Here is a 25,851-nt window from a genome sequence, read left to right on the forward strand (position 1 = left end):
TTTATAGTCAAAGATTTCTGTAGAAGACTGGCTTGGTTTTTATGTCTTTGTGCTTACCAACTTTCGTGTCTAAGTTGGTAAAATCAGCTCGTATACCCCAAGCTTTTTAGGGGTTTGGGTCATGATCAAGCAGCTCCTCCAAGTACCGAAAGTTGGTAAAACTCAAAAAGGAGAGCGTCAGTCGCCTAACTCTCACAAATACTCAGAGGTTAGGACTAGAGAACATTTGTTACCAGAAGAAGTTGAGTTGATGCGGTCAGCTATCAAAAAATCCAAGGGTCGCCATGCTCATCGAAACTCAACCCTAATTTTGTTAATCTATCGTCACGGATTGCGAGTGGCAGAGGTGGCATCTCTGCGCTGGGAACAAATAGATTGGAATGGTGGTACAATTTACGTGAAGCGGGTTAAAAAAGGTACTCCATCTACTCATCCTCTTTACTCTGAGGAAATTCGTTCTCTCCGCAAGCTTCAAAGAGATTATCCTGCTAGTCCCTACGTTTTCCAGTCCTCTCGACATGGCCCGTTGGCACATGATACGATCGCCGGCATTGTTGAACGAGCTGGTGAGTTAGCTGGTCTACCTTTCAGAGTCCATGCTCATATGCTAAGGCATGGAACGGGCTATTACTTGGCTAATCGAGGTATTGACACTCGGACAATTCAGAGTTACCTGGGACATAAAAATATTCAGCACACAGTTCGTTACACCGAACTTGCATCTACTAAATTTCAAGGTCTTTGGGATGATTAATGCCCATCTCCCCCGAAATTTTTCGCTCTCCGATAAGTAAATTCAAAAATGCGTCCTATATGGTCTTTGTAAATAAATCGATAAAGATGTTCAAAGTCAAAATCAAATGCTTTGACAACTGCGGCGGCTACTCGATCAAAATTGAGATCGCTAGGAATAGCTATACGTCGCCACGCGTCTAGCAACGTAACTTTAAAAGTATAAATTGCCTCGTTAAACTCGCCTTTGGCGATGACTAAAGTTTGTTCCCATTCAGGAAAGTATTCTTGGAGATACGGTTTGAGTTTTTCAAATGCGATGCGGAAATCCAGAGATATTTCCTCATCTTCTGATTGTGGTTCAATTTCATCATAAATTTCCGAGAGTAACCCTATCATGGCATCTCCCCAAGGATGACGTTTGACAGCAGTAAAACGCCATCCCTTACCTGGTTCTGGTTCTCCAAAAGTAAGTTCGAGAAACCCAAATAAATGCAACAGGCTAAGATTGTGGAAGCCTGGATAATAGACTAATTTATCTTGCTCTTGGTAACTGTTAAAAATTAAACCTTCCTCAGGAATTTCTCGCCAAAATTGGCAGCAGCGAAATAATGGTCTATGTGGGTCTCTAGATTCACCTAAAAGTTCGCTTTCTCCCCAAAGTAGCCAGGATTCTAAGAGTGTGAAATATTTTTCAGTTGGGTTGAAGCCTTGCCAAATTTTGAGGCGTTGTTCGTCTAAAACTAGTTTGATTTTTTTGCCTTGAGTGATAACTTGAGACAGTCCAGATGTACGAAGGACAAAATATAATCCGTGAATGTATGGATAGGATTTTTGTTGGGGACGTTTGAGGTTAGTTTCAATGGGGTAACTTAAGCGAGAATTAAGTTGCTGGAGGTATTTGAGAGAAAATTGATGATATGTGCTGCTGACTTCCACCCCATCTGGTTGGAGAAATTCTAGTATGGTTTGAAAATCCCGCAGAATTGTTCCTGGGGAATTTTGGCTAATGGTTTTCTGTTGAAGGATTTGCTTTTTATCTTCCGTCAGGGTGGGAAGTTGTTCTCGCAGATGATTGGGAACGGAAAAAAGTCGTCTCATCATCTAATTTCAACTCTCATTTATAGGGGATATAAGACTCTTTATTTACAATGGTTACAGCTTGTTTGGATTTTTTAGAAAGTAAGATGGCATTTAAGCGATCGCCCATTAGTATACAGTGGCAGCAGCCAGTTAAACCAGCGCATCCATCAACAAAGCAGGTAGAGCTTCAAAAATATTAGTAGCTAATTTGACATCCAGACGTTGAGATATAGCATAATACAAGTTACATACCTAACACTCTCTACGGTAGGCTATGTAATTTCACTGCCTATACTCCTCAACTCTAAACCGACCCTTTTATGTCAGAAGCGATAGATAAGAAATCTTTGAGTGAACGTGATATCTGTACAAAGTATATTACACCTGCTTTAGTTAATCGCGGCTGGAATATTAACACTCAGATTCGTGAAGAAGTGACTCTGACAAAAGGTAGGGTGATTGTTAGGGGTAAGCTTGCTAGTCGAGGTGAGCAAAAACGCGCTGATTATGCGCTGTATTACAAACCCGGTGTACCACTGGCTGTGATTGAAGCTAAGGATAATAATCACTCAGTCAGTGCGGGAATGCAACAGGCGATCGCAACTGGTGAATTAATTGATGTACCATTCATCTTTAGCTCGAACGGCGACGCTTTTATGATGTGCGATCGCACCATTACCGAAGGACAGCGAGAACGGGAAATCCCCTTGAATCAGTTCCCGACACCGCAGGAACTTTGGCAAAAATACTGTGATTGGAAGGGAATTAACTCGGACATTCAGCCGATTGTGGCTCAAGATTACTATCCCAGTCCTGATAAAAAACAACCACGCTATTATCAACAGATTGCCATTAATCAGACAATTGAGGCGATCGCTAAGGGTCAAAACCGCATTCTGTTAGTGATGGCGACGGGTACAGGTAAGACTTTTACAGCTTTTCAGATTATCTGGCGGTTGTGGAAGTCGGGGGCGAAAAAGCGTATTCTGTTTTTGGCAGACCGTAATATTTTGGTCGATCAAACTAGAGTCAATGACTTTAAACCCAGAAACGTTGAATGTTGATATAAAACTTTACATTGTTGATTATACTAAGTCCACAAAGAGCGAAAATGTCAACATGACATCATCTCCTCAAACCAATGAACATAACTGATTTTCTGACACATACAAGATTGTAAATAGCGGAATTTATCTAATAATGTATATCCCCATTTTTCGGGAATAGATAATATCTGTAAAATGAGATAAGCTATCAAGCTCACGTAAATTTGTATAGTAATACCATTGACATTTTTAGTAATTAATTTATCCAGTTTTAAGTGCATTTTTAAAAATTTCCATAACAATTCAACACCCCAACGCAATCGATAAATCTCCCGGATTTCCTCATCACTAACTGCGGCTTCTCCATCTGCTGGTAAATTAGTAACTAACCGAAATTCAGTTCGGGTTTCTAAATCCCAAAAATTCACCACTCTATAAGCTTGAGCATCTTCAGAAGCACCAATTTTTATTAGTCCAGTTGCTGCTTGAAATTCTAACTTCCAATTATTTTTTATCCGGAGGACAAAATATTGTTTTTGTTGTACTAAATCTTGGATAAATTTTAATCCCGCAAAACCTCTGTCCATTACCCCTACAGCATCTTCTGGTAAATTAGACATCATTCTTGAACCAAATTTATAATCATGGTTATGCCCAAAGTTTATGAAGTTATCTTCTGGAGTTCCTGTGGTCAGATTCAAGGAACTAAAAAGTTTTACCTGATGATACTCTAGTACCCATAACAACTTGCTTGTCAAAGTAATAATTGTTGAATCTATTGGACAAATATCGTATTTATTCTGTAATTTTTTCTGATTTCTCTGCTTTACTAACTCATTCAGTTTTTGATAAATTTTTTGAAAAGGCTTTTGACTTCGATGTAGATTAGCTTTAGAGAAAGTAGAAATATCTATCGAAAACCCTGTATTATTCAATCTTTTAAATAAGTCTCGCATACTTGTGAGGCTGTTATCCATGACATAAGATAGCCAACACTCAAAGAACAGACGGCTGTTCAAGACTGGATAATCATTTTTTGGTAGTTCTTTCAGGATACCTTTGACAATCTTAGGAAACGATTTTATAATCATCTTCAAACAGATATATTTTTATTCTTTGCCCAAACTCTACCAGATTTTGGGCTATTTTTATCAGGCTTTTCTTAACATTCAACATTTCTGGGCTTGTATACGTTCTTTAAGCCGAGACTGCTTTTGATGCCTCAGCAAATTCTCTAGTTCTTCGACACTTTCTTCAATCTCGATCTGCGTTACTCCTGCCATCACATACCCTGAACGCTACTTCTGTATATATCTACCATCTGTCGCATTCTTTTTTCAAATTGGTATTACTAAACAATTGGGAAATGATGGTTAAATCAGGATTTTAGAGATTGAGTGAATATGCAGATTGACAAAGATGCAATGCTTTTTTTGGTAGAAATGCTTTGTGATTAGGAGTCACAAATTGACTGATTAGCTTTATAAATAAATGAGTCCATACTTTTATAAATATTAAGAAAAATGCATAAATAGGGTTAGGGTTACAACTACTGAAAGGTGTATTATTTTGTAAATTTACGATCTTTTACTGCAACTTGGTATTACCAATTACAAGAAGCAACCAAATTAGAGACTATCTCGACTAATTCTTCTGGATCAACTGGTTTAGATACATGAGTCTGAAAACCTGATTCTAATGCACGCAGGCAACTCTCGCGATCGCCATAAGCTGTTAAGGCAATAGCTAAAACTCGTCCGCCACTGTCTGGTTTTAGTGCGCGTATTTTACGAATCAAGGTGTAGCCATCTTCCCCAGGCATACTTATATCACTAATTACAACATCGGGTTGCAATTCAGGTAACACTTGCAAAGCGGCTACTGCTGATGGAACTGCAACAACATTGGCTCCATCTGTCTCTAACACAGTAGTAATGTAAAAGCGGCTATCATCATCATCCTCAACTACGAGAACGTTTAATCCAGCAAGTGAGAGAAGAGGTTGCATAACAAATAAACTATTATTTGTATTTCAAGAATGCTGACAAAAAATTTGGAATGTCTTGTTCTTTAGTATGGAAATGTAGCCCAATTACCTGCTAGTTCAGATTGGCGATCGCATCAATTCTTTTTTGGTGGCTTGTGGCTTTAACTTCCCAAAGCTTTATTGCTTTTTCATGACCGATCCATTTCTTCACTTTGTAGCTTAGGTTACTCTTTTTCTCTTTTTCAGCACTAAACGAAACTGTTTTAATATATCGGCGATCGCCAAACTTTGATACTTGCAAACTTAAAATTAATGCCTAACCCTTCAATGCTTTTCTAAAGTTGCGACGATAGGATTTATTAGCGATAAATAAAGCTGGCCATAACACAGATAACGCAATGCGATTAGGTAAGGATGGGGTAAAGTTAGTCCGTGTAAATCCAGACCAGAACTTCCAACCTAAACCTACGTAACCTACTATCACAACAAACACAATTAAGTTGCTCATGTTAATGAACTCCGTTCGCTACTAACTAAAATTAAGTTAAGAATTGTCAAAATTTCTCAGTAATTCTTAATCTATACGTGACCAGGTAGACTTTAAACCTAATTTTCAAACCAATGAAGGATGTAATAGAACATTCTCTGATTCCAGTGTAAAGTAGCATCTGGCATTGTCGCTAGTTCACCTAGTATATTATCGGTTTAAGTTAATTAAGATTAATTATAAAGATAAAAAGAAATATATTATTCTATATTTCTATGTTCTTTTTTCTACTTTCTTGCTACCTCTAAAACTTTAAAACTGGCATAATAAATAAACTCGATTTTCCGAAACATTTCTTAATTTCTTCTAGACAAATAGGCTGTTGTGTTGAGTAAATATGCTTAACACTGATTAGATGCATCTTGTGGAAGTTCCTGAAATCAGAACATCTATAAGACACTAAAGAAAGACCATACTCTCAAGAGTCTGCAAGCAGCTGATGCTGCAAAATAGCTTAGGAGGATTTATGCGTGCAGTACTGATGGCAGGCGGTTCGGGGACAAGGCTTCGTCCGTTAACTTGCGATTTACCTAAACCTATGGTGCCGATTCTCAATCGGCCCATTGCCGAACACATTATCAATCTTCTCAAAAGACATCAAATCACTGAGGTGATTGCCACATTACATTATTTACCTGATGTCTTACGAGATTACTTTCAAGACGGTAGTGATTTTGGCGTACAAATGACCTATGCTGTGGAAGAAGACCAGCCTCTTGGTACGGCAGGCTGTGTAAAAAATATTGCCGAACTTCTTGATGAAACTTTTTTAGTAATTAGCGGCGATAGTATAACAGATTTTGACTTAACAGCAGCAATTGAATTTCATAAACAAAAACAATCAAAAGCCACTTTGATTTTAACGAGAGTTCCTAACCCAATTGAGTTTGGGGTAGTAATTACCGATGAAGAAGGAAAAATTAAGCGATTTTTAGAAAAACCATCTACAAGCGAAATTTTTTCCGATACAGTCAACACTGGTACATACATTCTTGAACCAGAAGTTTTAGATTATTTACCAGCTAATACTGAATCTGACTTTTCTAAAGATTTATTTCCCTTACTCTTAGCCAAAAATGAGCCAATGTATGGCTACATTGCTCAAGGTTACTGGTGCGATGTCGGTCATTTAGATGCTTATCGAGAAGCTCAATATGATGCTTTAGATCGTAAGGTCAAACTCGACTTTGCATATAAAGAAGTTTCCCCTGGTTTGTGGGTAGGACAAAATACTTTTATTGACCAGACAGCGAATATCGAAACTCCAACCATTATCGGTGACAATTGCCGCATTGGGGCTAGAGTTCAGATTGAAGCGGGAACGGTAATTGGTGATAACGTTACGGTTGGATCTGATGCTAATCTCAAGCGTCCGATTGTATGGAATGGCGCAATTCTTGGAGAAGAAGCACATCTAAGTGCTTGCGTGATTTCTCGTGGTAGCCGCGTAGACCGTCGCGCTCATGTATTAGAAGCTGCTGTGGTAGGTTCGTTATCTACGGTAGGAGAAGAAGCGCAAATTAGTACTGGTGTGCGTGTCTGGCCTAGTAAAAAAATTGAGTCTGGTGCGATTTTAAACATCAACCTGATTTGGGGTAATACTGCCCAACGCAATTTGTTTGGACAACGTGGTGTACAAGGATTAGCGAATATCGACATTACCCCAGAATTTGCTGTACGGTTGGGTTCGGCTTATGGTTCGACTTTAAAACCAGGTTCTAAAGTTACGGTGTCGAGAGACCAACGAAACATTTCTCGTATGGTGACGCGATCGCTGATTGCAGGTTTAATGTCTGTTGGGGTTGATATTCAAAATCTTGATGCTACCGCTATCCCCATCGCCCGGACAGTGATTCCTACCATGTCGGTGGCTGGCGGTATCCATGTGCGAGTTCATCCAGACCGCCCCGACTACATCCTGATTGAATTTATGGATGCCAAAGGCATTAACATTTCCAAAGCCCAAGAAAAGAAAATTGAAGGGGCTTTCTTTAAAGAAGATATGCGGCGGGCGTTGATTCATGAAGTTGGCGATGTTGCTTACCCCAGCCAAGTGATTGACCGTTACTGCACAGCCTTTGAAAAACTACTACACGTTTCTACGTTGCGCAACAGTCGCGCTAGGGTTGTGATTGACTATGTTTATGCTGTGTCTGGGGCAGTTTTACCCCAAATGCTGGATAAATTCGGCGCGGATGCAGTGGTGCTGAATGCCAGCTTGAATAAACACGCTGTTACTACTGCTGACAGAGAAGGGCTGTTAACGCAGCTAGGTCATGTAGTGGAAGCACTCAAGGCTAATTTTGGTGTGCAAGTCTCTGCGAATGGCGAACAGCTAATTTTAGTGGATGAATCAGGCTTTCCAATTCGAGGAGAAATGTTAACCGCACTTATGGTGGACATGATATTAACCTCGAACCCCAGAGGTACAGTAGTTGTACCTGTTCACGCCTCCAGTGCAGTGGAACAAGTCGCCCGTCGCCACGATGGTCGAGTGATTCGCACCAAAGCTAACCCCACCGCTTTAATGGAAGCTTGCCAAAGAAATTCCAATGTAGTGTTGGGAGGTAGTGGCGAAACTGGGTTCATCTTCCCGCAACTGCATCCAGGGTTTGATTCTATGTTCTGCATTGCCAAGATTATTGAAATGCTAACAATTCAAGAGCGATCGCTGGCGACTGCGCGTTCAGAATTGCCGCGTGTAATTCACCGAACTCATACAATTCGCTGTCCCTGGACTGCCAAGGGTGCATTAATGCGTTATTTGGTAGAAACTCACCCAGCCCAAAACCTCGAACTCATTGATGGCGTGAAAATTGGTCAACCTTACGATGACAATTGGCTGTTAGTTCTACCCGATGCTAGTGAGCCATTAGTACATTTGTATGCTAACAGTAGCGATCGCGATTGGGTAGATGATACCATCAGAAACTACCGCAACCGTGTACAAAGCTTTGTTGAAAGACAACAAGAATATCACCCAGCCGAAGTTTGAAGCTTTCTTTAATTGGCAAGAGTAGATAGCAAACACAAGATCCCCAACTTCTTAAAGAAGTTGGGGATCTGAAGCTCAATTTCATACTTTAGACTTTATACTTCAGCCTTTTTCTATTAGCTAGGAAGATGCCAGCATTTAAGGTAATCATCTAGTTTGGGAAAGACAGATAGTTTAACTAGACTACCCATGATTGATATCCAAGCTATTTCGATTCCTGAGCCACAAATTCCTACTCCGCCACCACACCCCCTACCCACTCCTGAACCTACACCAGGGCCAGCAATTCCTGAACCTGTGCCAGAAACTGTACCTACACCAATTCCTCAGACAATCCCAGCCCCAATTCCTCAAACAGTTCCAGGTACAATTCCCCAAACCATACCTGAACCTGTTTGAATTATCTTAGTAGTTTGAGCCAAAAATCCAAAATCTAAAATTCAACATGCTAAGAGCCGGAATTGTCGGACTTCCCAACGTCGGAAAATCTACTTTGTTTAATGCCTTAGTAGCCAATGCCAAAGCGGAGGCTGCTAACTTTCCCTTCTGCACGATTGAACCGAATGTCGGCGTGGTCGCAGTACCGGATGAACGGTTAAACGTGCTTTCGCAAATTTCTAGTTCTGTACAAATTATCCCTGCCCGTGTTGAGTTTGTGGACATTGCCGGGTTGGTGAAAGGTGCGAGTCAGGGTGAAGGACTGGGTAATCAGTTCTTATCGCACATTCGGGAAGTTGATGCGATCGTTCATGTGGTGCGTTGTTTTGAGAATGATGATATTATCCACGTTGCCGGTTCTGTTGATCCAGCACGGGATATTGAAATCATTAATTTAGAACTTGGTTTAGCAGACTTAGCGCAAATTGAGCGCCGCATTGAACGCACACGGAAACAAGCCCGCACCAGCAAAGAAGCTCAGTTTGAAATCACAGTTCTAGAAAAATTAGTTGCTGCGTTAAACGAAGGTAGATCTGTCCGCCAAGTCAGTTTAAATGAAGAAGAAGCAGCAATTATTAAAGGATTAGGACTGCTCACCAACAAACCAATTATCTATGCTGCCAATGTTTCGGAAGATGACTTAGCAACAGGTAATGAATTTGTCGAACAAGTCCGGCAAATTGCATCGCAAGAAAATGCTCAAGTCGTCATCGTTTCTGCTCAAGTAGAAGCAGAATTAGTAGAATTATCCGAAGAAGAAAAAGCTGATTTTTTAGAATCTTTAGGTGTGAAAGAAGGCGGCTTAAAATCTTTGATTCGCGCAACTTACACCCTGTTAGGTTTACGGACATATTTCACCAGCGGCCCCAAAGAAACCCGCGCTTGGACAATTCATGCTGGTATGTCTGCACCCCAAGCCGCAGGTGTAATTCACTCTGATTTTGAACGGGGCTTTATTCGTGCCGAAACCGTTGCGTATAATGATTTGGTAGCCAGCGGTTCGATGAATGGTGCTAAAGAAAAAGGCTTAGTCAGAAGTGAAGGCAAAGAGTACATCGTCCAAGAAGGTGATGTAATGTTATTCCGGTTTAATGTTTAGGTTAAATAGGGCTATGCGGGTGTAGTTGAAAATTAGAGGTATAAGAGTTGAAAACACCTTCACCCTTATACCCTTGCACCCTTACACCCAATCTCAGCAGTTAACTTTTGTGCGTAAGTTCTGCCTTAGCTACTTCCACCCACCATGTACACATAGGAACCGAAATTTTCATCATCAGTACCCACAATTAAACCGCCTGCTGCACCAGGTACTAGTTCCATACCTTCAATTTTGTGATAATCAGAGCGGTAGAGAGGCACTAATTGCGAACTCTGCCGCCAAATTAATTTATTACCACGCCATCCCACGTAACCTGCAACATATACAGCTGATTGAAATGGTCCATCATCTCCTGCATCACTGGCTGAGGTAACATATACAATTCCAGCAGAGTCTATTTTTAAATCGGAAATATGACGTACATTTCCAGAGGGGAAAGGAACTTTAAAATTAGCAGAACCTACAGTAATAACTTGATATTTAGTTAAATCTAAGGTTCCCCAATAAATAGTCGCTGGTTGTTCTCCTGCGCCACGATGCGCCCACACAGCAACTAATTTGCCATCTATGTCTTGCAGCGCAAATGATTCAAAATTACTTTCTGGTATAACTCCTGAGAGATGAAATTCTTGAATCACAGAAATTGTTTTATTGACTGGATTGAAGTTCAAATGATAAGCCTCACCAGAACTAGCTAACGCAATACAAGAATTACTGCTTCTAGGAACAGATGTTAAAGCTTCTAAGTCTATTGGTAAAGCTATTTTGCTCTGCCAATTTAGAGGAAAATACTCATGTGACTTCTTGCCTTGAATACTAATAGTTGCTAGACGACTTTGATTTTTCTGTTTATTATCATGGGCAATCAAAAAATCTAGAGAATTACTTTGTTGTTCTAACAAGGCTATTCCACTAATGCCAAAAGGGATACCGCCACGCACGGGCAGCTATTCTTGCGCCCAAACTCGTTGGCATAACAATAACAAGGTTCCTAAAAATAGGATATTGATTATTAACTTGAAAAAACTTGTCATATCAATTTAACAAAATTATGTTTATTGTCACTCATGAATACAGAAGTCAGTGTCAATAAGTAGCAAGATGTTAGTCGATGCTTAATCATATCAAATAGCTACAATTACTCTATATTTAGCTAATAGTAATAAAATTAATTAAATTGTTTTTAAATTGTTAAATCTACTTTGCAATTGACTTTACAATTAGATGACTATTATCAAACCTAGTCTGATGTTTTTAGCTGATGTGTTTTTCTGAATCATCAACTGTAAAATACTATGAAAAAATGTAAATTCTGTTTATCTGAACTACTATAAGCTTGCTGTTTAAATGCAGGTATCCATTAGCAACTTTTAATTACACTCACAACTCTCTAGGAGATTTTGCTTCATTACACGCAGATTATGTCATAATAAGCCGACGCATATTCTAGTCTGTTATCCACCGTGCAAGATACCGACGCTATTAATGACCTTGCTGCTGCCCTACAACAGCCAACTGATCTTACCTTTGAACTGCCAGATCCAGAAGATGAACAGATTCCTGAGTCCGATTTCTTACAGCAGTTGGATATAGCTTGGCAAGTATGCGATCGCTTTGACCTGCAAACAGAAATTTGGCGGGGACGAATTTTAAGAGCAGTACGTGATAGAGAGAAAAAAGGTGGTGATGGAAGAGGTACAGGCTTTCTTAAATGGCTAAAGGAAAGAGAGATCAGCAAAAGCCAAGCTTACTCTTGGATTCAATTAGCAAATAGTGCTGATACGCTTTTAGAAGAAGGCAGGCTAGAACCCTCGGCAGTCAATAACTTTAGCAAACGTGCCTTTGTTGAAACAGCTAAATCCGCCCCAGAAGTGCAACAAATGGTGAGTGAAGCCGCCCAAAAAGGCGATCGCATCACCCGCCGCGAAGTCCGCCAACTCACCGATGAATGGATGGCGATGTCTTCAGATTTAATCCCGGAACCAGTCAAGGTAAAAGCCGCAGACAATTCCTTACCTCCGCGCTACATAGCCCCACTGGTAAAAGAAATGGAAAAGTTACCAGAACAGCACCAAAAATTTATTCAAAAAGAAATTATTGCCAACCCTGACGTAGACACCATCAAGCAGGTAACGACAGAAGCCCGTCAATTAGCCAAGTATCTCAAATCGGCAGCACAAGTCCAAGCACTGGCTAAAGAAGATGTAGATATAGAAACCGCCTTAGAAGAAGCCCACAGAGTTGGCTGTTTAAGCATTGCGGCTGATTTAGTCAATCAAGCTTCCCAAATGGAACAGCTGATTGGCAAGTTATACATGACATGGAAACGCATCAGCAGTTTAGCCGATAGATTGTATGTAGACACAGGTGCAAGTACACCAAACCTGCGATCGCTCCTCAGCTGCATTGAACCTCTTGGTACTGAAATGATGGAACTACAACTGAGCAGCGCTACAGAACACACCATCCGCTTGCAAATTCAGGAAACGAATTAAACTAGTTCTGGCAGTAAGCGATTGTCTACAGATTTGATATCACTAAGATTCGATAGCATCGAATCTTAGTGGCGAGCTTGTCATAACAAAACCCCCTTTCGTGAGTGAAAGAGGGTTTTGATAATAATAGACCTGGCACCGAGCAATTGTGGCAGGAGGCGACCCTCCAACTATCGTAGCCGCAGCAGCGTTTCACCTCTGAGTTCGGGAAGGTATCAGTGTGGTTCCACCGCGCCATAGGCACCAGGAAAACTTGTAAGGTCAGAGACCCTGAAGGCTGCAAGAAACGCGATATTCACCAAAGTTGCGAGGTCAAGCCCTCGGTCTGTTAGTACGGCTCGGCTACATACATTACTGCACTTCCACCTACCGCCTAAGAACCTGTGTTCTACAGGTGACCTTACCCACTTATAGTGGTGAGAGCACTCATCTGGAGGTGGGCTTCCCACTTAGATGCTTTCAGCGGTTATCCGCTCCGCACTTGGCTACCCAGCGTCTACTGTTGGTACAATAACTGGTACACCAGCGGTGCGTCCTTCCCGGTCCTCTCGTACTAAGGAAGGCTCCTCGCAATGCTCTAACGCCTGCACCGGATATGGACCGAACTGTCTCACGACGTTCTGAACCCAGCTCACGTACCGCTTTAATGGGCGAACAGCCCAACCCTTGGGACGTACTTCCGCCCCAGGTTGCGATGAGCCGACATCGAGGTGCCAAACCTCCCCGTCGATGTGGACTCTTGGGGGAGATCAGCCTGTTATCCCTAGAGTAACTTTTATCCGTTGAGCGACGGCCATTCCATGCTGCGCCGTCGGATCACTAAGGCCTACTTTCGTACCTGCTCGACTTGTCGGTCTTGCAGTCAAGCTCCCTTTATGCCTTTACACTCGCCGCACGGTTTCCAAGCGTGCTGAGGGAACCTTTGCGCGCCTCCGTTACCTTTTAGGAGGCGACCGCCCCAGTCAAACTGCCCACCTGAAACTGTCCTCTCTCCGGGTGACGGAGATGAGTTAGAATCCTAGCTTCGCCAGAGTGGTATCTCACCGTTGACTCCCTTCTCCCCACAAGGAAAAGTTCATCGTCTCCCACCTATCCTGCGCAAGCGAAGCCCGGACACCATTCCAGGCTACAGTAAAGCTTCATAGGGTCTTTCTGTCCAGGTGCAGGCAGTCCGTATCTTCACAGACATTCCTATTTCGCCGAGTCTCTCTCTGAGACACCATCCAGATCGTTACGCCTTTCGTGCGGGTCGGAACTTACCCGACAAGGAATTTCGCTACCTTAGGACCGTTATAGTTACGGCCGCCGTTCACCGGGGCTTCGGTCGTCAGCTTCAGTTGCCCTGACCAACTTCCTTAACCTTCCGGCACTGGGCAGGCGTCAGCCCCCATACCTCCTCTTGCGAGTTTGCGGAGACCTGTGTTTTTGGTAAACAGTCGCCTGGATCTCTTCACTGCGACCCAATTTCTTGGGCACCCCTTCTTCCGAAGTTACGGGGCCATTTTGCCGAGTTCCTTAGAGAGAGTTATCTCGCGCCCCTTAGTTTACTCAACCTCCCTACCTGTGTCGGTTTCGGGTACGGGTACAATATGTTCATCACATTACTAGCTTTTCTTGGCACTATCTTTGACTACACGGAGTTCGTAAACTCCTCCCAAACCAATTAGGGTGTAGCTATTTTTCATGCGTCCCTAGCAATGCTCCCATATCATAGTCAGGGAATCTTCACCCTGTGTCCATCGACTACGCCTTTCGACCTCGCCTTAGGACCCGACTCACCCAGAGCGGACGAACCTGGCTCTGGAACCCTTAGGGTTTCGGGGCATTGGATTCTCACCAATGTTTGCGCTACTCAAGCCGACATTCTCACTTCCGTTTCGTCCACAGCTGCTTGCCGCTACTGCTTCTACCTACCACGGAACGCTCCCCTACCGATTAATTAATTAATCCCACAGCTTCGGTACATCACTTAGCCCCGTTCATTTTCGGCGCAGGATCGCTTGACTAGTGAGCTATTACGCACTCTTTCAAGGGTGGCTGCTTCTAGGCAAACCTCCTAGTTGTCTATGCAATCCCACCTCCTTTATCACTTAGTGATGATTTGGGGACCTTAGCTGGTGGTCTGGGCTGTTTCCCTCTTGACAATGAAGCTTATCCCCCACTGTCTCACTGGCAATGTGTGCCCTGGGTATTCTGAGTTTGTCTCGATTTGGTACCGGTCTCCCAGCCCGCACCGAAACAGTGCTTTACCCCCCAGGTATATTCATTACCGCTGCGCCTCAACACATTTCGGGGAGAACCAGCTAGCTCCTGGTTCGATTGGCATTTCACCCCTAACCACAGCTCATCCGCCGATTTTTCAACATCGGTCGGTGCGGACCTCCACTTGGTGTTACCCAAGCTTCATCCTGGCCATGGTTAGATCACCAGGGTTCGGGTCTATAAACACTGATTATCGCCCTTTTCAGACTCGGTTTCCCTTTGGCTGCGTCATTTTTGACTTAACCTACCAGTGCCTATAAGTCGCCGGCTCATTCTTCAACAGGCACGCGGTCATCCGTTGAATCGGACTCCCACTGCTTGTAAGCTAATGGTTTCATGTTCTATTTCACTCCCCTTCCGGGGTTCTTTTCACCTTTCCCTCGCGGTACTGGTTCACTATCGGTCACACAGTAGTATTTAGCCTTACGAGATGGTCCTCGCTGATTCACATGGGATTCCTCGTGCCCCATGCTACTCGGGATTCAGCTACTATCCTTAAGTTTTTGACTACAAGACTTTCACTTTCTTTGGTGCGGTATTTAGCCGCTTCGTCTAACCGCTAGATTCGATATTGCTGTCCCACTACCCCAAAGAGTAAACCCTTTGGTTTAGGCTCTTCCCCTTTCGCTCACCACTACACAGGGAATCTCTTTTGATTTCTCTTCCTCCAGCTACTAAGATGTTTCAGTTCGCTGGGTTGGCTCATACCTGTCTATATATTCAACAGGCTGTATTTAGGGTTGCCCCATTCGGATATCTCCGGCTCAATGTTTGCTTCCAACTCCCCGGAGCATTTCGTCGGTAACCACGTCCTTCTTCGCCTCTGTGTGCCTAGGTATCCACCATTAGCTCTTATTCGCTTGACCACTTTACATTTGGCTTATCCATGCAAACTTTTCTTGGTTCTGTTTACTTCGTGCTTGCCGCTGATTCACTCAACATTCCGCACTCAGCACTCAGCACTTCGATTCGTCTGCCTGCTATTAATCGCGTTTCTATGCAGTTTTCAAGGTTCTGGCTGGAATCACTCCCAGCAGTCTAACTATCGTTAGTTGCTGTCTGTTCCTTTTTTTCAACCGAAAGAGTAATACTTTGAAAGCTTTCACCAATCTCGAACGACCTGGGATGACCTCATTACGACTTACATACTTGCATTAAGCCTGTAATGGGGCAGGTCTCCCTAAAAGGAGGTGATCCAGCCACACCTTCCGGTACGGCTACCTTGTTACGACTTCACCCCAGTCACCAGCACTGCCTTAGGCATCCCCCTCTCCGAAAAGTTGGGGTAATGACTTCGGGCGTTGCCAGCTTCCATGGTGTGACGGGCGGTGTGTACAAGGCCCGGGAACGAATTCACTGCAGTATGCTGACCTGCAATTACTAGCGATTCCTCCTTCACGAAGGCGAGTTGCAGCCTTCGATCTGAACTGAGCTACGATTTCCGGGATTTGCTTGCGTTCGCACGCTTGCTGCCCTCTGTTCGTAGCATTGTAGTACGTGTGTAGCCCAAGACGTAAGGGGCATGCTGACTTGACGTCATCCCCACCTTCCTCCGGTTTGTCACCGGCAGTCTCTCTAGAGTGCCCAACTTAATGCTGGCAACTAAAAACGAGGGTTGCGCTCGTTGCGGGACTTAACCCAACATCTCACGACACGAGCTGACGACAGCCATGCACCACCTGTGTTCGCGCTCCCGAAGGCACTCTTCCCTTTCAAGAAGATTCGCGACATGTCAAGTCTTGGTAAGGTTCTTCGCGTTGCATCGAATTAAACCACATACTCCACCGCTTGTGCGGGCCCCCGTCAATTCCTTTGAGTTTCACACTTGCGTGCGTACTCCCCAGGCGGGATACTTAACGCGTTGGCTCCGGCACTGCGAGGGTCGATACTCGCAACGCCTAGTATCCATCGTTTACGGCTAGGACTACTGGGGTATCTAATCCCATTCGCTCCCCTAGCTTTCGTCCCTCAGTGTCAGTTGCGGCCTAGTAGAGCGCCTTCGCCACCGGTGTTCTTCCTGATCTCTACGCATTTCACCGCTACACCAGGAATTCCCTCTACCCCGAACGCACTCTAGCTATGTAGTTTCCACTGCTTTTACAAAGTTAAGCTTTGCTCTTTAACAGCAGACTTACATAGCCACCTGCGGACGCTTTACGCCCAATCATTCCGGATAACGCTTGCATCCTCCGTATTACCGCGGCTGCTGGCACGGAGTTAGCCGATGCTGATTCCTCAAGTACCTTCATTTTGTTATTCCTTGAGAAAAGAGGTTTACAACCCAAGAGCCTTCCTCCCTCACGCGGTATTGCTCCGTCAGGCTTTCGCCCATTGCGGAAAATTCCCCACTGCTGCCTCCCGTAGGAGTCTGGGCCGTGTCTCAGTCCCAGTGTGGCTGATCATCCTCTCAGACCAGCTACTGATCGTCGCCTTGGTGCGCTCTTACCACACCAACTAGCTAATCAGACGCGAGCTCATCTTCAGGCAGCAAGCCTTTCACCTTTCGGCACATCCGGTATTAGCCACCGTTTCCAGTAGTTATCCCCGACCTGAAGCCAGATTCTCACGCGTTACTCACCCGTCCGCCACTATCTCCGAAGAGACCGTTCGACTTGCATGTGTTAAGCATACCGCCAGCGTTTATCCTGAGCCAGGATCAAACTCTCCGTTTTGTTATGTTTCGAGTTTGTTATCTGAAAAAACTTTTTTCCAGATTCCTTGCTATAATTTTTTAAGTTTTTGGGAAGTCCCAAAACCAATTTGTTTGACGAGGATTGGTTTAAATTTAAGCTTTCAAAGTATTCTTTTTTCTCGGTTCAGTTGTCTCGGCTCTCTAGCCTCAACACTTTATCTAGATTAACAACTGATTATGAGTTCGTCAAGGGTTTAGCAAATTTTTTTTTGAAAGCTGGGTAAGCCAGCAAAAAACTTGATAACAACAGCTAGATAAACAACTTTATCTAATAAAACAAATTTTTGGTTAATAAAAAGCTAGATTTAGCTATTTTTTAGGAAATACATGGAAATATACGTAGTAAATCAAGAACGCTTCATGGTGCTGTGATTCAGACACTGCCTGAAAGATATGGGCGAACTTATCATTAATGCCAACTGTGATATTTCCAGGAAAGCTATATATGCAGTGTCTGATGTGTTTTTGCATTTTTTTCTCAGTCTATTATCCTAATCTGTAGCACCTTCTCAAGCACAGATCATGAAAAAGCTGATCAATCAGCCAGAAGACTTTGTAAAAGAAAGTCTAGTCGGTATGGCTGTGGCTCACTCAGATTTAATCAAAGTCAACTATGAGCCTACCTTTGTCTACCGAGCTAATGCACCAATACAGGGTAAAGTCGCAATTATTTCTGGTGGTGGCAGTGGACACGAGCCTATGCACGCTGGGTTTGTAGGTCAGGGAATGTTAGATGCTGCTTGCCCTGGGGAGGTTTTCACTTCACCTACCCCCGACCAAATGCTGGCGGCTGCTCAACAAGTAGATAGTGGGGCTGGAGTGCTTTTTATTGTCAAGAATTATAGTGGCGATGTGATGAACTTTGAAATGGCAACGGAGTTAGCCCGCAGTGAAGGTATCCGTGTGCTAAATGTGTTGATTGATGATGATGTCGCAGTGAAGGATAGCTTATACACCCAAGGTCGTCGAGGTGTGGGAACAACGGTATTAGCAGAGAAAATTTGTGGTGCAGCTGCTGAACAAGGGTATGATTTGCCACAGATAGCAAACTTGTGCCGTCGGGTAAATATTAATGGTCGAAGTATGGGGATTGCTCTGACATCGTGTACTGTACCAGCTAAAGGCACACCAACATTTATATTGACTGAGAATGAAATAGAAATCGGTATTGGGATTCACGGGGAACCAGGCCGAGAAAGAATTTTCCTAAAATCAGCAGATGAGATTGCAGAGATATTAACTCAAACAATAATTGATGATGGCGGCTACAGCCACGTTGTGCGAGAGTGGGATGAAAACCAAGGCGAATGGGTTGATGTAGAGTTAATTGATCCACCTTTGCAAGCAGGCGATCGCTTGTTAGCTTTTGTTAATAGTATGGGTGGTACACCTATCTCAGAACTTTATCTGATTTATCGCAAGCTGGCAGAAATCTGTGAACAAAGAGGAATGCTGATTGTCCGCAACCTCATTGGCCCTTATATTACATCTTTAGAAATGCAAGGTTGCTCAATTACATTGCTCAAGTTGGATGATGAACTCATCCGGTTATGGGATGCGCCAGTACACACAGCAAGTCTGCGATGGGGGATTTGAAATGATCAGTCAAGCGCAGATTTTACAATGGTTAAAACTATTTGCTTCTGAAATAGAACAGCATAAAGAATATTTAACTCAATTAGACGCAGCAATTGGTGATGCTGACCACGGGATTAATATGGATCGTGGTTTTAAAAAGGTCTTGAGTCAGCTGCCGACTATGACACATCAAGATATTGGCAGCATTTTGAAAACAGTTAGTATGACTCTAATTTCTAGTGTTGGCGGTGCTAGTGGCCCTTTATACGGCACACTGTTTTTGAAAGCCAGTACCGTAGCAGCAGGCAAGCAAGAACTAAGCACACAAGATTTATTAGAATTACTGCAAGCGGGGCTAGAGGGAGTTTTACAACGTGGTAAAGCTCAACTACAAGACAAAACAATGGTTGATGTGCTGTCTCCTGTAGTGGCAGCTTTTGGGCAAGCGGTTGGGGAAGGTAAAGACACTTTGGATGCAATGCAACAGGCTGTAGCGATAGCAGAACAAGCGTTAGAAAATACTAAACCGATGCTGGCGAAAAAAGGACGTGCCAGTTATTTAGGAGAACGGAGTATTGGACATCAAGATCCTGGTGCTACTTCGGCTTATTTGATGTTGAGGAGTTTACTGGAAAGTATAGTAGGTGACAGGTAACAGGTGACAGAGATAAAAGTCTTTTGGTATCTAAATTTTATTCTCTACTGATGTCCTAATTAATTACTTTGGTTGCTTTATCTAAATATAGAGAGTCGGGTAATAATTTTCAGGATGAAGTCTGAAGGATACAATTTTAGACTTCAGACTTCACACTTCATACTTTATCCAAACACCCTGTGTTGCAAAGAGGGCATTTGACGGCGCACTTGTTCTAAACGCGAGGGGTTAATTTCTGCGATCGCAATTCCAGGTTTTTCACCAGCATCAGCTAAAATTGCTCCCCAAGGATCGATAATCACGGCGTGGCCGTGGGTTTGGCGACGGGCATAATTTGTACCAGTTTGTGCAGGTGCAATTACATAACAAGTATTTTCAATAGCTCTAGCTTGTAATAATACCTGCCAGTGGTCTTTGCCAGTAAAAGCAGTAAAAGCTGCTGGAATAAAAATTACATCGGCTCCCTTGCTGGATAGATGGCGGTACAATTCGGGAAAGCGCACATCATAACAAACAGAAAGACCAAGACCGCCTAATTCTTCTGAAAAATATACTGACGGCAATTGTGTACCCGCGACTACAGTGCTAGATTCACGATAAGTGTTGCCGTCGGGAACATTCACATCAAATAAATGTACCTTCTGGTAACGGGCAACTTCTAGACCGCTAGGGTCAATCAGAGTGGAAGTATTATAAACTTTGCCTGTATTCTCTACCAAGACTGGAAAGCTGCCGCCTAAAATCGTCACTTGGAAGCGTTGAGCCATTTTTCTGAGAAACTGTTCTGTTTCGCGGGTGATAGTTTCTGCTTGTGCGAGTTTGTCTTTTTCTTCTCCCATAAAAGAAAAGTTTTCTGGTAGTCCGACTAATTCAGCACCTCGACGCACAGCAAGCTCAATTAATTCTTCTGCCTGTGCCAAATTTTTGTATAAATCAGGCACACTTGTCATTTGAATAGCGGCGGCTAAATAAGACTTCATAAATTTAACAACAAAAAGTAGATGTGTGCGGGACAGATACTCAAATATATCGTTACTTAAAGAACTTCGGGACTTGAGCAACAATGAGTAAATGTTGCTTTTCTTTAAGCAATTGGCTATCCCTAAGTTTCATTTCAATCTTCCTATGGGTTCTAGGAAATCAAGCCAGATTCAAGGTAAGTTGTTATCGAACCTTGATAAACTCTCGCTACTGTGGATACCTCCGTTTTTGTCCAAACATTTATTGCGGTGTTTGTCCTGGCAGATGCTGTAGGCAATATACCAATAGTTTTAGCTTTAACAAAAGGCATGACTCCAGAAGACAGAAACAAAGTGATTGATAAAGGCAGTATTGTAGCGATCGCAGTTTTGTTATTGTTTGCCTTTTCTGGTCAATACATTTTAAGCTATCTCGAAATCAGTATGGCATCTTTGCGAGTGGCAGGAGGTTTATTGCTGCTGTTAATCGCCTTACAAATGCTGCGCGGAGAACTAGATACACCCATTCACGAAGAAGGGCGGGATGTCTCAATTACACCACTGGCTTTGCCATTATTAGCAGGGCCAGGTACGCTGACAACTGTAATGTTATTAATGTCAAAATCTCAGAGTCCCCATCTAGGTGTAGTGCTGGGTATTGTCGTAGCGATGTTTGTCACTTGGTTGATTTTGCGCTTGGCAAACCAGATTGATAAATTAATTGGTGTTGAAGGTACAGTGATTGTTACCCAGCTTTTAGGTTTTTTATTAGCAGCATTGGCGGTAGAAATTGGCAGTACAGGAATTAAAGAGTTGTTTCTGCACTAAGAAACTACAGACTGCGAACTCAAAACTGCAAATTGCTGCCAACACAGGTACAAAGCGCGAGGTACATGAAAACATCCCTTCCATTTACCGCCTTTGAGATTTAATAGTACTTCCCCACGACGATTGAGGTAGCCAAACCACTCCCCATATTCTGGATCTGCAAAGTGCGTCCAGGTGTAATCGTGTATTTTTTGATACCATTCCCAGCAGGCTTCACGTTTTGTTAGACGATAGCCCATTGCTAATGCAACTAAAGACTCTAAATGTACCCACCACAACTTTTGATCCCATTCCAATTGCTGTGGGGGATGTCCGTCTGCATCCATAAAGTAATACAAGCCGCCATATTCTTGATCCCAAGCAAAATTCAAGATATTTAGTATCACATCAACAGCTTGATTAATCGTTTTACTATTATTTTTCCGGCGGGCGATGTCCATAATAAACCACATCGCTTCGATACCGTGACCGGGGTTAATCAACCGCCCATCAAAACAATTTATGTGGGAACCATTAGGGGCAACATTTTCGTACATCAGTCCCCTTGCTTGGTCGAGGAAATCAGTCATCACTTCCTCAACGGTTGTCGCCAAAACATTCTCCAAAGTTTCACTTGGTAGTAGCCATTCCATTTCCAGTGTCAAGTTAGCTAAAATCATCGGTACAGCCAAGGCTTTCATTGGGCGTGTGCCAGGATAAGTTTTAGTGTATTTACCTTTGGGATTATCTTTGCGGCGCAAGACATTTTTATAAGCTTGCATTGCCACATCTTTCGCCCACTCTTCACCAGAAGCTAAAGCATATTGGCTAAAAGCCATCGCGGCAAAGCAATCAGAAAAAATATTATAAGGCTGTACTAATGGCTGACCTTCACGAGTGAGGGCAAAATACCAATTTCCTTCTGCATCTCTGCCATGTTGGGCGAGAAACTTAGCACCATTGCTGGCAATTTTGAGCCAGTTTTCGCGTTTTTCTAGCTGGTTGCACAGCATAGAAAAAGTCCAGACTTGACGGTTTTGCAACCAGATAAATTTATCAGTGTCGTAAACTTGTCCTTCACGATTCAAGCAGGTGAAATAGCCACCGTGTTCCCAGTCCAAGGAGTGCTGTTCCCAAAATGGAAGTACGTCATTGAGGAGTGCGTTTTTGTAAAGTTCCGCCAATGCTTTCAAGTCGTGTCCCATGAACTTTTCCCCTTGTGTACCAAAATTAACTCAGACGGATTTGCTTTCTCACCCAAATACTTTACAGCACCAGAATGATGTTCTGATACGAGAGCTACCTTTACCTTTTTGGCTGATTTATTAGGTTTACTGATATTTGATTTATCTCCACAGTTTTTGAATAAAGTAGCAAAAAATACTGTTTTTAGATCACAAATCAATCTTTAGGTAGCTATTGCGCAGTGACTATAGAAGTTTTCGGTCTTACTAAATTTGAACAAGACTGTCTTTATTCTTGAAAATTTAATAATATAATTTTATATTTTTTTTTAGTTTAATATTTATTACTTATTTTTTTATTTAAACTGCCTTAAATGTCTTAACTGTCCTTGCTTTCTTGTTCAAAATCTGAGAATTGTAAAGTTTAAGGTGTTATGTATTTTAAGCGATTTGAGAATAACAACTATAACAACAAATAACTTAATTTATACATAATTTTAACGCTAAACACGCAATAAGTAGAGCAAATTATTGAATTGCTCAAAGAAGAGACTATATGAGACGTGGCAGTTTTTTACATATATTTAATTCAAAATTACTCAAGGTAAGACTGATAGTAAGTTGCCCTCAAATCAGAATTTTAGCAAGCAGTAGCGTTATTTTATATACTTTAAGCTTAAGTACAAGTGCTATGGCTCAAATCGTCCCTGACAACAGTTTGGGAGCCGAAAGTTCAATTGTTACGCCCAGAGTGCAGAATCGAAGTGGTTTGATAGAGCGTATAGATGGTGGAGCAATTCGGGGTAGCAGTCTGTTCCACAGTTTCCAAGATTTCAACGTTGGGAATCAGCAACTGGTCTATTTTTCTAACCCTTCTGGGATTACAAATATCTTGGGACGAGTTACAGGAAATCAAGCATCTAACATTTTGGGGACTTTGGGAGTTTTAGGTAGTGCGAACCTATACTTCATTAATCCCAACGGAATTATTTTTGGAAGAAATGCCAGATTAGATGTCTCTGGTTCTTTTTTTGCCAGCACCAGCCAAAGTCTGCTGTTAGAGAACGGTTACAAATTTAGTACCCAAAACCCAACAGCACCACCTTTGCTGACAATTAACCTGCGTCCAGGGTTAGAGAGTTGGTCTTCTCCGCAAAGTGCGATCGCTAATTCTGGTAACTTATCAGTTGGGCAAAACTTAACTTTAGTTGGTCAAAATCTTGACTTGCAAGGACAATTGCGAGCAGGTGGTAATTTAACTTTGCAAGCTACCGATAGTTTGAAAGGAGGTGGAAATTTAACAAGTGGTGGATCTACTCTGATTAGAGCTAAGGGAGATGTTAATTTTAATAATTATCAAGGAGCTTCCATCCAGGTTTTGGCTGGTGGCAGTATAAAAATTAATAATATTAATGTTAACAACCGGAATCCAACTCATACTATTGCTGAAACAGTTACTCTTGCTGATGGAGTAACTCAAGTTGCGCTCAATAGTCAAGAGCAACCAATTGTTGATCTCAGGGCTGGAGTGAGCAATTTGCCAATAGTTGGAGATGGTAGAACTTTTGTTTCAGCAGTCTCTAGTACAGATAGTAAATTAACAAGTGCAGATATTACTATTAATCAAATTACTAATTTTGGCGGACTAATATTTTTAACTAATCAGTATCAACCTAATTCTTCTCTATCAGGCAATATTAAAGTTAATTCTGGACTTAGTGTATTTGGTGGTGTTGCAAGTGGTGGCGATATTGTTGTTGATTCCAGAGGGAAAATTACTACACCAAAATTACTAGCCAGTTTTGGAATTGATCCTTCTACATTTGTACTTTCCCGACCTGGTGGAGATATCAAACTTTTCGCTCAAGGTGATATTGTGATGCCGCCATCATCACAGATTTTTTCTTACGGTACAGTTGGCGGTAACATTACTCTTAAAAGTCAATCTGCCATTATTCAAGAACAAGCTCCTCTTGGAGAATCATTGATTGAAAGTGCTTCTTTTGGCGCAGGAAAAGGTGGTGATGTAACGCTAATTGCGCCATTTATTTTTTTGAGTAACAATGTGCAGAACAATCGCTATGGAAGTGCAACAGGAACTAGTGGTAAGCTCATAATTAGGGCTAACTTATTAGAAACTAACCAAGCTCAATTATCTACCTTTGCAGATGGTGGTAATGCTGGCAATGTTATTATCAATGCCGATGCAATTTTGTTAAATAACAGTCAAATATTTTCTCGAACAGAAGGTATCGGTAATCCTGGTAACATAAGAGTTACAGCTACAGATAGAGTTCTTTTATCTGGTGCAGATACAGGTTTATTTACTAATGCAAATTTAGGTTTTACTGGTAACGGTGGTAATATTTTCGTCAATGCCAAATCAGTGGAGATTCGTAATGGTGCGGCTATTGCCAGCGATAGCAAAGGAAGTGGTATTGGTAGCAATATTACAATCCAAGCTAACAAGTTAACCCTTGACAATCAAGCTGTAATTTCCACAAAAACAGCCAGCACTGAAGGCGGTGATATTAATCTACAGTTAACAGATTCGTTGTTATTACGCCGAGCAAGTAGTATATCAGCGATCGCAGGGAATCCTACTACAGGTGCAAATGGTGCTAACATCACCATCAATACAGGTTTACTTTTTGCTGTTCCTGAAGAAAACAGTGACATTTCAGCTAATGCTTTCTCTGGTCGTGGTGGCAATGTCAATATTACAGCCAGAAGTATTCAAGGAATTAGTTTTTCTGATACACCTACCTCATCTAGTAATATTACTTCCAGTGGTAGAAGACCAGAAGTTCCCCGTCCACCGTTACAAGTTCCCGTCCCTCTAATACCTCCAATAGAGAATCCGATTCCCACTGTAGAGATTTCGGATATTGGGTCAATTACTGAACAACAGACTACTCCGACTTCGGTCGCAGTAGAATTACCAAATGCACAAAGCGATCGCAACAATCAAATAATTCCTACTAGTTGTAAAGCCACTGATGGTAATTCTTTCACTATCACAGGTAGAGGTGGTTTACCAACAGACCCTACTGCAACCATTCGCGGTCAAACTTTCTTGTCAGATATGCGAGATTTTACAACTACACAGAACCGCAATCAAGCTAATAATTCAGCCGTAAATCCGGCAACAAAAGCGCAAATTGTCGCAGCAACAGGTTGGATAATTAATACTCAAGGGCAAGTAAAATTAGTAGCTGCTTTACCTCAAGAAAGTTTATTGCAGCCACATAGTAATTGTAGTCAATAGTCAGTGTAAATGTAACAAATTAAC

The 25,851-nt window shown here is 42.4% G+C and carries 19 protein-coding genes, 3 rRNA genes and 1 pseudogene; 12 read left to right on the top strand and 11 right to left on the bottom strand.

Annotated elements, in window-relative coordinates; translation table 11 throughout:
- Window positions 1–121 precede the first annotated feature (121 nt).
- Window positions 122–754: a tyrosine-type recombinase/integrase gene (locus tag ACMX3D_RS04545; protein ID WP_482750091.1), complete on the top strand. Its 633-nt coding sequence runs from the start codon at window positions 122–124 to the stop codon at window positions 752–754.
- Here the strand turns inward: ACMX3D_RS04545 and ACMX3D_RS04550 are convergent.
- Entirely contained in the window at window positions 751–1,836 is a 1,086-nt protein-coding gene (locus ACMX3D_RS04550) for an IS1096 element passenger TnpR family protein (protein WP_482750277.1), read from the bottom strand. The two genes, ACMX3D_RS04545 and ACMX3D_RS04550, sit on opposite strands and share 4 nt — an antisense overlap.
- Before the next feature lie 47 nt (window positions 1,837–1,883).
- Here ACMX3D_RS04550 and ACMX3D_RS04555 point away from each other — a divergent pair, with 47 nt between their 5' ends.
- Together ACMX3D_RS04555 and ACMX3D_RS04560 are read left to right on the top strand one after the other, a co-directional pair.
- On the top strand, window positions 1,884–2,015 hold the full coding sequence (locus ACMX3D_RS04555) for a hypothetical protein (protein ID WP_482750278.1): 132 nt from the start codon (window positions 1,884–1,886) through the stop codon (window positions 2,013–2,015).
- Between the two features lie 120 nt (window positions 2,016–2,135).
- Window positions 2,136–2,861: pseudogene (locus ACMX3D_RS04560) on the top strand (DEAD/DEAH box helicase family protein); the annotation flags it as partial.
- Window positions 2,862–2,929: 68 nt separating this feature from the next.
- On the opposite strand, the gene ACMX3D_RS04565 reads toward ACMX3D_RS04560, so the two are convergent.
- From ACMX3D_RS04565 to ACMX3D_RS04580, 4 genes are all read right to left on the bottom strand, one after another.
- Entirely contained in the window at window positions 2,930–3,952 is a 1,023-nt protein-coding gene (locus ACMX3D_RS04565) for an IS4 family transposase (protein WP_482750279.1), read from the bottom strand.
- A gap of 512 nt (window positions 3,953–4,464) precedes the next feature.
- Entirely contained in the window at window positions 4,465–4,869 is a 405-nt protein-coding gene (locus tag ACMX3D_RS04570; RefSeq protein WP_482750280.1) for a response regulator, read from the bottom strand.
- Between the two features lie 91 nt (window positions 4,870–4,960).
- Entirely contained in the window at window positions 4,961–5,149 is a 189-nt protein-coding gene (locus tag ACMX3D_RS04575) for a hypothetical protein (RefSeq protein ID WP_482750281.1), read from the bottom strand.
- 15 nt (window positions 5,150–5,164) lie between these two features.
- Complete coding sequence (locus tag ACMX3D_RS04580) at window positions 5,165–5,356, bottom strand: hypothetical protein (RefSeq protein ID WP_482750282.1); 192 nt, start codon at window positions 5,354–5,356, stop codon at window positions 5,165–5,167.
- 505 nt (window positions 5,357–5,861) lie between these two features.
- On the opposite strand from ACMX3D_RS04580, the gene ACMX3D_RS04585 reads away from it, so the two are divergent.
- The 3 genes from ACMX3D_RS04585 to ychF all read left to right on the top strand — a co-directional run bounded on the left by ACMX3D_RS04585 (window position 5,862) and on the right by ychF (window position 9,927).
- Window positions 5,862–8,390 carry a sugar phosphate nucleotidyltransferase gene (locus ACMX3D_RS04585; RefSeq protein WP_482750283.1) on the top strand — a complete coding sequence of 843 codons (2,529 nt, stop codon included), beginning with the start codon at window positions 5,862–5,864 and terminating at the stop codon, window positions 8,388–8,390.
- 189 nt (window positions 8,391–8,579) lie between these two features.
- Entirely contained in the window at window positions 8,580–8,789 is a 210-nt protein-coding gene (locus ACMX3D_RS04590) for a hypothetical protein (RefSeq protein ID WP_482750284.1), read from the top strand.
- Window positions 8,790–8,835: 46 nt separating this feature from the next.
- Window positions 8,836–9,927: a redox-regulated ATPase YchF gene (ychF, locus tag ACMX3D_RS04595; protein WP_482750285.1), complete on the top strand. Its 1,092-nt coding sequence runs from the start codon at window positions 8,836–8,838 to the stop codon at window positions 9,925–9,927.
- Window positions 9,928–10,052: 125 nt separating this feature from the next.
- Here the strand turns inward: ychF and ACMX3D_RS04600 are convergent, their stop codons facing one another.
- Entirely contained in the window at window positions 10,053–10,868 is an 816-nt protein-coding gene (locus ACMX3D_RS04600; protein WP_482750286.1) for a hypothetical protein, read from the bottom strand.
- 522 nt (window positions 10,869–11,390) lie between these two features.
- Between ACMX3D_RS04600 and ACMX3D_RS04605 the strand changes: the two genes are divergently transcribed.
- Complete coding sequence (locus ACMX3D_RS04605) at window positions 11,391–12,422, top strand: hypothetical protein (RefSeq protein ID WP_482750287.1); 1,032 nt, start codon at window positions 11,391–11,393, stop codon at window positions 12,420–12,422.
- A 130-nt stretch (window positions 12,423–12,552) separates the two neighbouring features.
- Here ACMX3D_RS04605 and rrf read toward each other — a convergent pair.
- Both rrf and ACMX3D_RS04615 read right to left on the bottom strand, forming a co-directional pair.
- Window positions 12,553–12,670 (bottom strand): 5S ribosomal RNA (gene rrf, locus ACMX3D_RS04610).
- 60 nt (window positions 12,671–12,730) lie between these two features.
- Window positions 12,731–15,550, bottom strand: a 23S ribosomal RNA gene (locus ACMX3D_RS04615).
- A gap of 20 nt (window positions 15,551–15,570) precedes the next feature.
- On the opposite strand from ACMX3D_RS04615, the gene ACMX3D_RS04620 reads away from it, so the two are divergent.
- Window positions 15,571–15,726 (top strand): hypothetical protein, encoded by a 156-nt coding sequence (locus ACMX3D_RS04620; protein ID WP_482747343.1) that lies wholly within the window; start codon window positions 15,571–15,573, stop codon window positions 15,724–15,726.
- 141 nt (window positions 15,727–15,867) lie between these two features.
- Here ACMX3D_RS04620 and ACMX3D_RS04625 read toward each other — a convergent pair.
- Window positions 15,868–17,356: ribosomal RNA gene (locus ACMX3D_RS04625) — 16S ribosomal RNA — on the bottom strand.
- Together the 16S, 23S and 5S rRNA genes form the textbook arrangement of a ribosomal RNA operon.
- A gap of 542 nt (window positions 17,357–17,898) precedes the next feature.
- Here ACMX3D_RS04625 and dhaK point away from each other — a divergent pair.
- Together dhaK and dhaL are read left to right on the top strand one after the other, a co-directional pair.
- Entirely contained in the window at window positions 17,899–18,972 is a 1,074-nt protein-coding gene (gene dhaK / locus ACMX3D_RS04630; protein ID WP_482750288.1) for a dihydroxyacetone kinase subunit DhaK, read from the top strand.
- A gap of 1 nt (window position 18,973) precedes the next feature.
- Complete coding sequence (dhaL, locus tag ACMX3D_RS04635) at window positions 18,974–19,609, top strand: dihydroxyacetone kinase subunit DhaL (protein WP_482752274.1); 636 nt, start codon at window positions 18,974–18,976, stop codon at window positions 19,607–19,609.
- Between the two features lie 164 nt (window positions 19,610–19,773).
- Here dhaL and ACMX3D_RS04640 read toward each other — a convergent pair whose 3' ends face one another.
- Complete coding sequence (locus tag ACMX3D_RS04640; protein WP_482750289.1) at window positions 19,774–20,589, bottom strand: carbon-nitrogen hydrolase family protein; 816 nt, start codon at window positions 20,587–20,589, stop codon at window positions 19,774–19,776.
- 213 nt (window positions 20,590–20,802) lie between these two features.
- On the opposite strand from ACMX3D_RS04640, the gene ACMX3D_RS04645 reads away from it, so the two are divergent.
- The gene (locus ACMX3D_RS04645) at window positions 20,803–21,396 is read left to right on the top strand and encodes a MarC family protein (RefSeq protein ID WP_482750290.1); all 594 of its coding nucleotides are present in this window, start codon (window positions 20,803–20,805) and stop codon (window positions 21,394–21,396) included.
- Here the strand turns inward: ACMX3D_RS04645 and ACMX3D_RS04650 are convergent.
- On the bottom strand, window positions 21,393–22,580 hold the full coding sequence (locus tag ACMX3D_RS04650; protein ID WP_482750291.1) for a n-acyl-d-glucosamine 2-epimerase: 1,188 nt from the start codon (window positions 22,578–22,580) through the stop codon (window positions 21,393–21,395). The genes ACMX3D_RS04645 and ACMX3D_RS04650 overlap by 4 nt on opposite strands.
- 670 nt (window positions 22,581–23,250) lie before the next feature.
- On the opposite strand from ACMX3D_RS04650, the gene ACMX3D_RS04655 reads away from it, so the two are divergent.
- The gene (locus ACMX3D_RS04655) at window positions 23,251–25,827 is read left to right on the top strand and encodes a two-partner secretion domain-containing protein (protein ID WP_482750292.1); all 2,577 of its coding nucleotides are present in this window, start codon (window positions 23,251–23,253) and stop codon (window positions 25,825–25,827) included.
- Window positions 25,828–25,851: the final 24 nt, after the last annotated feature.

This window comes from Anabaena sp. TISTR 8404, assembly GCF_056847745.1.

Coding starts and splice junctions, on each gene's coding strand:
- ACMX3D_RS04545 (WP_482750091.1), top strand. CDS start 122: ATGATCAAGCAGCTCCTCCAAGTACCGAAAGTTGGTAAAACTCAAAAA.
- ACMX3D_RS04550 (WP_482750277.1), bottom strand. CDS start 1,836: ATGATGAGACGACTTTTTTCCGTTCCCAATCATCTGCGAGAACAACTT.
- ACMX3D_RS04555 (WP_482750278.1), top strand. CDS start 1,884: ATGGTTACAGCTTGTTTGGATTTTTTAGAAAGTAAGATGGCATTTAAG.
- ACMX3D_RS04565 (WP_482750279.1), bottom strand. CDS start 3,952: ATGATTATAAAATCGTTTCCTAAGATTGTCAAAGGTATCCTGAAAGAA.
- ACMX3D_RS04570 (WP_482750280.1), bottom strand. CDS start 4,869: ATGCAACCTCTTCTCTCACTTGCTGGATTAAACGTTCTCGTAGTTGAG.
- ACMX3D_RS04580 (WP_482750282.1), bottom strand. CDS start 5,356: ATGAGCAACTTAATTGTGTTTGTTGTGATAGTAGGTTACGTAGGTTTA.
- ACMX3D_RS04585 (WP_482750283.1), top strand. CDS start 5,862: ATGCGTGCAGTACTGATGGCAGGCGGTTCGGGGACAAGGCTTCGTCCG.
- ACMX3D_RS04590 (WP_482750284.1), top strand. CDS start 8,580: ATGATTGATATCCAAGCTATTTCGATTCCTGAGCCACAAATTCCTACT.
- ychF (WP_482750285.1), top strand. CDS start 8,836: ATGCTAAGAGCCGGAATTGTCGGACTTCCCAACGTCGGAAAATCTACT.
- ACMX3D_RS04620 (WP_482747343.1), top strand. CDS start 15,571: ATGCAAACTTTTCTTGGTTCTGTTTACTTCGTGCTTGCCGCTGATTCA.
- dhaK (WP_482750288.1), top strand. CDS start 17,899: ATGAAAAAGCTGATCAATCAGCCAGAAGACTTTGTAAAAGAAAGTCTA.
- dhaL (WP_482752274.1), top strand. CDS start 18,974: ATGATCAGTCAAGCGCAGATTTTACAATGGTTAAAACTATTTGCTTCT.
- ACMX3D_RS04640 (WP_482750289.1), bottom strand. CDS start 20,589: ATGAAGTCTTATTTAGCCGCCGCTATTCAAATGACAAGTGTGCCTGAT.
- ACMX3D_RS04650 (WP_482750291.1), bottom strand. CDS start 22,580: ATGGGACACGACTTGAAAGCATTGGCGGAACTTTACAAAAACGCACTC.
- ACMX3D_RS04655 (WP_482750292.1), top strand. CDS start 23,251: ATGGCTCAAATCGTCCCTGACAACAGTTTGGGAGCCGAAAGTTCAATT.